This window comes from Fusibacter sp., assembly GCF_057447755.1.
In genome coordinates this window covers 1-7424 of the sequence record NZ_JBVBZF010000172.1, presented here as the reverse complement: position 1 = coordinate 7424, position 7424 = coordinate 1, and the positions used below count along the sequence as shown (strand labels likewise).

6 protein-coding genes are annotated in these 7424 nt (G+C 37.1%); 1 reads left to right on the top strand and 5 read right to left on the bottom strand.

Annotated elements, in window-relative coordinates; all coding sequences use genetic code 11:
• Positions 1-183: 183 nt before the first annotated feature.
• From AC220I_RS15355 to AC220I_RS15335, 5 genes are all read right to left on the bottom strand, one after another.
• Positions 184-1632 (bottom strand): DEAD/DEAH box helicase, encoded by a 1449-nt coding sequence (locus tag AC220I_RS15355; protein WP_486724738.1) that lies wholly within the window; start codon positions 1630-1632, stop codon positions 184-186.
• A 125-nt stretch (positions 1633-1757) separates the two neighbouring features.
• Positions 1758-2573: a mechanosensitive ion channel family protein gene (locus AC220I_RS15350; protein ID WP_486724737.1), complete on the bottom strand. Its 816-nt coding sequence runs from the start codon at positions 2571-2573 to the stop codon at positions 1758-1760.
• A gap of 148 nt (positions 2574-2721) precedes the next feature.
• Positions 2722-3543, bottom strand: a complete 822-nt coding sequence (locus AC220I_RS15345; RefSeq protein WP_486724736.1) for a histidinol-phosphatase HisJ family protein — start codon at positions 3541-3543, stop codon at positions 2722-2724.
• Between the two features lie 170 nt (positions 3544-3713).
• Positions 3714-3977, bottom strand: a complete 264-nt coding sequence (locus tag AC220I_RS15340; RefSeq protein ID WP_486724735.1) for a metal-sensing transcriptional repressor — start codon at positions 3975-3977, stop codon at positions 3714-3716.
• The gene (locus AC220I_RS15335; protein ID WP_486724734.1) at positions 3977-6562 is read right to left on the bottom strand and encodes a heavy metal translocating P-type ATPase; all 2586 of its coding nucleotides are present in this window, start codon (positions 6560-6562) and stop codon (positions 3977-3979) included. Before AC220I_RS15335 ends, AC220I_RS15340 begins: the two co-directional genes overlap by 1 nt.
• 272 nt (positions 6563-6834) lie before the next feature.
• Here AC220I_RS15335 and AC220I_RS15330 point away from each other — a divergent pair.
• On the top strand, positions 6835-7424 hold a 590-nt coding region (locus AC220I_RS15330), incomplete at its 3' end, for an FAD-dependent oxidoreductase (protein ID WP_486724733.1).

The following is a 7424-nucleotide window of genomic DNA, read 5'->3' as shown; positions in this document are numbered from 1 at the left end:
TCATTACCGTAAATAACACCAGCGATCATACCTTGTTTTTTAACCTCTTTGTTTGACTCTTCTCTTAATAATACTTTCATCGTGAGACTCCTCTCAATATAGGTTTACATAATTGATACCTATCTCTCTAGTATAACCTATTTTGAGCCAAAATGCTCGCTTTTAGCTGATTTTACCCTTTTCTCATTTAGGATCAACACGACTTACCCTTCTCAATCGCCCTTTAATGGGCTTGTCTTGCAAGGCTTTCAGGACATATTCACCCTTGTTGTTTAAAATTTCCACATAGGTTGAAATATCCATGATATTAATGATTCCAATATCAGTCGCTTCTATATCTTCTAAGCTACACAGTGTTCCAACAATGTCTACAGGTCTCATTTTTGTCTTTTTACCCGCGTTGATATGAAGCTTCAATATGCCCTCATTGACCTCTACCCCTTTAACCACTTTTGGTGTTGGCAATATAGCCGCCTTTTCATCAAAGGCTTCTTGGCAGCTCTCCACTTCTTCTTCAGTAGGTCTTATACCAAGGGGGATTTCTGACTGTATATATTCATGAACTTCATTTAGTAACTTGCGGTCTGCCGGTGATACAAAGGTAATGGCTTTTCCCAAGTTTCCAATTCTACCAGTTCTGCCAATTCGATGGACATAGCTTTCACTCTTATTGGGCACATCATAGTTTATGACCAATTCGATTTGATCAATATCAATCCCCCTAGCCGCAACATCAGTGGCAATCAGATATCTAAATTCACCCTTTCTAAAGCTTTCAATCACTTTTATTCGGTCATTTTGTTCCATACCACCATGTAGCTTTTCAACAGCGAGATCCTCATCTTCAAGTAAATCAAAAATATCATCTACCTTTTGCTGTGTGTTACAGAATAAAATCATACTATCTGGATTTTCAGTAATCATTACTTCACGTAATAGAGCGATTTTCTGGTTCTCCTCAACTTCAATTCTATACTGGGTAATACGATCAATTACGGGATCAGAAGCCTCAATTTCAATAAGTTCTGGCGATTTGAGCTGTGTTTCACAAAGCCGTTTGATATTTTCAGGCATGGTTGCTGACAATACGACTGTGACACGATCACTTGGCAATTTGTTTAAAATAGCTTCAACCTGTTCAAAAAAGCCCATTTTGAGCATTTCATCCGCTTCGTCTATGACAAGATATTTGACCTGAGAAACATCCAGCGTGCCACGATCCAAGTGATCCATTATACGGCCAGGTGTTCCCACTACGACATGTGTTTTTTGTTTTAGTTCTTTCTCTTGAAGATAAAAGGGTGACCTACCGTACACTGCTGAAACCTTGATGCGTTTAAATCTTCCAAGGTGAAAAACATCATCTTTTACTTGAATTGCCAACTCTCTGGTGGGCGCTAGTACCATGGCCTGTGGCTTGTTCTCTTCCCAATCCACCAATTCACAAATGGGGATTGCAAAAGCAGCGGTCTTGCCACTGCCTGTTTGTGATTTTACAATGACATCTTTGGCCTCAAGAAACAATGGTATTACACTTTCCTGAACTTGCGTTGGGGATTCAAAATTCATGAGCTTAACTGCCTTTAATATTTCATCACTCAAGGCAAAGTCTTTAAATTTTTTATTTGTCATATGGCTACTCTTTCTTTTTAAGATGATATAAAAAGCGATATGTCATATATCGCTTTCATAGTAAATATTCTTCAATTATCCTATCTGGCGTCATGAACCTTTAAAAACGCCTCTAAATGTCTTAACTAATCTAACTTCTGCGTCTGTACAACCATGTGTGGATAAGGAATCTCTATACCTGCTTGATCAAAGGCTTCTTTGACTTCTTCTTGAAGTGTGAAGAATACCTCCCAATAATCTGCAGATTCAACCCATACTCTAACCTTGAAATCAAGCGAGCTCGCGCCATGGTTTGCTAATCTAACAAAAGGCTCTGGTGTTTTCAAAATGAGTTCATTTCGCTCAATAACCTCTAAAATTACTTTTTTAACCGTTTTAATATCCGAATTATAGCTCACGCCAAAGTCAAAATCCACTCTTCTTTCAGAGTGTTCACTGTAATTTATTAACGAACTATTTGCAAGTCCACTATTTGGAATAATCACAGACCGATTATCTGGTGTAGTTAGGTGCGTGTAGAATAGGCCGATATCTCTAACAGTTCCTGAGTGTCCATTTCCTTCAATAAAATCGCCCACCTTGAAGGGTCTCAAGAATATAATGAGTACCCCACCTGCTAAGTTTGCCAAACTGCCCTGCAAAGCTAAACCAACAGCAAGGCCTGCAGCACCGATCAATGCCACAAACGAGGTCATTGGAATGCCGAGTTGAACAATGGCCGTTATAATCACTAAGCTTTTAAGTCCCATTCTCATGGCTGAGCTTAAAAAAGACTTAAGTGTTGGGTCAATTTTAATAAAATTTCTACCGCGATTGACCTTGTAATCGATAATATTGACGATTTTAAAACCAACAATTAATATGATTAATCCTGATAATAGTTTAAAGCCAAATGTCATTACTAATGTCTTTAATGTTTCGATCATACTTACATTAACCATTATATGCCTCCTTTAGATTTTGTGTTTTAAGTAAACACCTGCTTCATCTCCTACCAATCTCTGCTTTTATTGGCCCTTAATTTTTAAGTCAAGACCCTTAAGATTGCATAAAAAACGGCTTTGAAAAAACGAATTAAAATCAATATCCTTAATAAAGTAATGATTTTATACTATGGTACTCTGGTTTCATATTTTTAAAAGTACAAACGTATTTGAAGCCTATGGCCTCTAGTAAATGAAGGTTTTCATCATGTAAAGTACCAATATGTTCAGGGGTATGAGCATCACTGCCAAGTGTGATAACTTGACCCTTTAAACTTTTATAGAATTTTAAAATATCATCACTCGGATTGTTACTTAAGAGCTTGTATTTAAAATACCCTCCTGAGTTAACCTCAATGCCCTTTTCATTTTCAACCAAATATTTAAAAATCACTTCAAGTTGATCAAAATACCGCTTGATGGGTTCATTTTTTAAAGGCTCCCAATACCTCAGATAAAGGTCTAAATGTCCTAAAACACTGAAATCATCTAATTGTATCATACTTTTATAGTAGGATTCATAATATTCTCGAAGAGAGGCTTCATTGGTTCTCGTCTTAAAGAACTTTTTGTTGTAAAGATCCTTGTAATCAACTGTATGTAGCGACGCAATCACAAAGTCAAAAGGATGGTTTTTAATTAAAGCATTACATCTTTCCCCCAAGTGTGGTTGAATGCCAAGCTCAACACCGGTATGGAGTTCAATTTTATCCTTGTACTTTGACCTAAATGTCTCGATGCTTTTAAAATATTGTGTCATATCAAAGGTCCAATCGTTTGTTATGCCATCTTCATCATAATCATAATCTACATGATCAGTAAAGGCTAAATTCGTTATACCTTTTTCTATTGCACTAATTATCATATCCTCCATTGGTGCTTGAGAATCTATGGAAAAATCACTGTGTGAATGAAAGTCTATTTTCATATTACGCCTCCTTGAATGTAATCATTGTAATAAAAAAATCTTGAAAAGACAATATAAAAAAGTGATTTGCCAAATCAGAACGACTGACAAATCACTTCATTATAAAATTTCTTCATCTTAAAGGTTATTCTTAATTTTATTCGCAGCCATAACTTGCATAATTAAGTGGACTACTTATAATATTTATCTAAAATACCAATGACCTCTTCTATTTTCTCGTCGCCATTGTTATTTTCAAAAGCTTCCTTAACACAAGTCTGCATATGATTTTTAAGAATATTTTGATTGGCTTTTTTCAAGAGCGCTTGAGCTGCAAGAATTTGCTTGGAAACATCAATACAGTATCTGTCGTCCTCTATCATCTTAATAATGCCTTCAATTTGACCCTTTGAAGTTTTTAGAAGTTTAAGAACCTCCGCTCTGTCTTTAGCCATTATTTCACTTCCAATACTTCATATCCTGCGTCTTCAACAGCTGCTTTTAATACCGCTGAATCAATTTCTTTTGACGCAGTAATAACTGCTTTCTTTTCTTCAAGATTAACTTCTGCAGATTGGACGCCATCAATGCCATTAAGTGCTTTTTCAACTCTCATTTTACAATGACCACAGCTCATTCCTTCAATTAACATTTCTCTGTTCATATTATTATCCTCCTGTATTTTCATTTCATTTATTGTCGTAGAGTCATCCTCTATAACTTCCTCTTCACTTCTAAAAGACACTGTCTCAAACGATTGTGTTAACTGCTTCTTGACATTTCTTGTTTCAGGCTTAAAGCCTCTTAATCTCAATGCGTTTGTCACAACACTCACCGAGCTTAAGCTCATAGCTGCGGCTGCAATCATTGGATTTAACTTTAATCCAAAAGAAATGTAGAAAATACCTGCAGCTACTGGAATACCCAAAACGTTATAGAAAAATGCCCAAAATAAATTTTGCTTGATGTTTCTAATGGTTTTACGACTAAGGTCAATTGCTGTAACGACGTCTCTTAAATCACTTTTCATCAAGACGATATCTGCAGACTCTATGGCAATGTCAGTACCATTTCCGATGGCAATACCAATATCCGCAAGTGCCAGTGCTGGTGAATCATTAATGCCATCACCTACCATGGCTACTTTTTTACCTTCAGCCATTAAGGTTTCTATAACCTTTGCCTTTTCATGTGGGAAAACTTCGGCATAAGCTTTAGGGATGCCAAGTTGTCTTTGGATGCTTGCAGCAGTCTTCTTGTGGTCTCCCGTTAACATGATGACCTCGACGCCAGCTGCCATTAATGCATGAATGGCCTCTTCACTATGTGGTTTAGGAACATCCATCATACCAATGATGCCCACAAGCTTTTGATCACTGGAAATAAACATTGGTGTTTTACCGGCATTCGTTAAGCGATCAAAGGCATCTCTATAGGCTACAAGATCAATCTTCTTTTGTTTCATAAGCGCTTCGTTACCGATGAGCCATTGCACCCCTTCTATCTCAGCTTTTAAGCCAAGACCAGATAAGGCTTCAAACTGATTAATTTCGATAAGTTCTATGCCCTTGTCTGCGGCATAATTTATAATGCCTTCGGCAAGTGGATGCTCAGATTTCTGCTCAATACTCGCTACAATTTGAAGCAAATCGGTTTCTGACATCTCATTAGAAACCACGTCTGTAACCGTAGGTTTTCCCTCTGTAATTGTCCCAGTTTTATCAAGGACAACTGTATTGATTAAGTGGGTGTTTTCAAGTGCAATACCACCCTTTATCAAGATACCATGTTCTGCACCCTTACCTGTTCCAACCATAATCGCAGTAGGCGTTGCAAGCCCTAGTGCACACGGACATGAAATAACGAGAATTGTAATGGCTATGCTCATTGAGAAGACAAAAGAATATCCTAAAAGCATCCACACAATAAAGGCTAACAAGGAAAGCCCTAATACTACAGGTACGAAAACACCAGCGATTTGATCTGCAATTTTAGCAATTGGCGCCTTTTTACCTTGCGCTTCTTGAACCAATTTTATAATTTGAGACAGCATTGTGTTATTGCCCACACGCTCCGCTCTCATTTTAAAGTAGCCATTTTTATTAAGACTGGCACCTATAACCTGTGCATCAACGCCCTTTGAAACAGGAATACTTTCCCCTGTAAGCATAGATTCATCAATGGCAGATTCACCTTCGACGATAATGCCATCCACAGGCACCGTAGCACCTGGCTTCACGATTAAAATATCATCTACTTTTACATCTTTGATATCAATTTCATACTCTTTGCCGTCTTTAAACAACAATGCCGTTTGTGGTGATAAATCAATTAACTTTTTAATGGCATCTGATGTTTTAGCCTTTGCGCGAGACTCAAGGTATTTTCCCACTGTAATCAGGGTTAAGATGACTGCTGCGGATTCAAAATATAAATCGTTTACATAAAGCATTGTCAAAGCCATATCATGATTTACAGTTCCAATAAAAATTTGAAATAAGGCGAATAAACCATATAGTATGGCTGCGGAAGTTCCCACTGCAATCAGTGAATCCATGTTTGGATAGCGCTTCCATAGGGTTTTAAAACCTACAGTATAAAAACTTCTTCCCATGTACACCACTGGCAGGGTGAGAATGAGCTGAATGAGTCCAAATGTAAGTGGTGATTTATGAAGGCTCATCCAATCTGGAAGAGGCATACCCATCATATGGCCCATCGTGATGTAAAGTAAAGGCAATGTGAAGATCAAGGAAACCTTAAGCCTTTTTTCAAATGCAAGTTTCTCTTCTAAATGTTTTTGATCAATTTCCATTTTAATTTCATCAATGGACATCTCAGCACCATATCCAGCCTTTTCAACCGCTTTTATTATAGCATCGGGATCAAGCTTTGCATCATCATAGCTGACCTCCATGGTATTTGTAATAAGGTTAACTTTTACTTCACCAATACCCTCAAGCTTTGAAACACTTTTTTCAATTGCTAATGAACATGCTGCACAAGTCATACCACTGACATTGTATTTTTCATTATTCATAATATCCCTCTCTTCGTATGTCAACATGTGACAAATTAGTGATTGTTTCTATTTCTTTATTTTCAATTTCGCTCTCTCTGTAGACACACCCCTGGTGGGGTGTCTATATCTTAATTATAAACGCCATTTTTTTAATTGTCAACTCGCTTTATTTTCACCATCCATTTGTTTTCTACCCTTTTTTACCCCTTTTATAAACAATCTAAGTTTACAAGCCCTATATTCTATGTTACTATTTTGATTAAAATATTAATGAAAGAGGGTGTTCTCTCATGAGTCGTCATGAAATACTCGAAGCAAAGCGCTGTCTTAAATGCAAGAAACCTCAATGTGTGGAGGGGTGTCCTGTTTCAACCAATATACCAGAGTTTATAAAACTCTTTGAAGATAATCAAATTTTGGAAGCTGGAAAACGATTATTTGAAAACAATCCACTCTCAGTGGTCTGTTCTTTAATTTGTCCCCATGAAAAACAATGTGAGGGCCATTGTATCCTAAACAAGAAGCAACAACCCATTCATATTAGCTCCATAGAGAATTATGTTTCAGATTACTATTTAACTGTAATGGATTATCAAATCCCTTATAAGAAAGATCAAACTGTTGCCATCATTGGTGCTGGTCCAGCAGGACTGACCATTGCCATGACACTGGCAATTCAGGGATACAAGATTACAGTCTTCGAAGCCAACGATAAAATAGGCGGCGTCTTAAGATATGGGGTTCCTGAATTTAGACTTCCAAAGTCTATTTTAGAACGTATCAAAGACAAGCTACAATCACTTGGTGTCATCATCAGACCTAATACCTTAATTGGACCCAATATAACCTTAGACGACCTTTTCAATGATGGCTACGATGC

Coding starts and splice junctions, on each gene's coding strand:
- AC220I_RS15340 (WP_486724735.1), bottom strand. CDS start 3,977: ATGGCTAAAGACAGAGCGGAGGTTCTTAAACTTCTAAAAACTTCAAAG.
- AC220I_RS15350 (WP_486724737.1), bottom strand. CDS start 2,573: ATGGTTAATGTAAGTATGATCGAAACATTAAAGACATTAGTAATGACA.
- AC220I_RS15355 (WP_486724738.1), bottom strand. CDS start 1,632: ATGACAAATAAAAAATTTAAAGACTTTGCCTTGAGTGATGAAATATTA.
- AC220I_RS15345 (WP_486724736.1), bottom strand. CDS start 3,543: ATGAAAATAGACTTTCATTCACACAGTGATTTTTCCATAGATTCTCAA.
- AC220I_RS15335 (WP_486724734.1), bottom strand. CDS start 6,562: ATGAATAATGAAAAATACAATGTCAGTGGTATGACTTGTGCAGCATGT.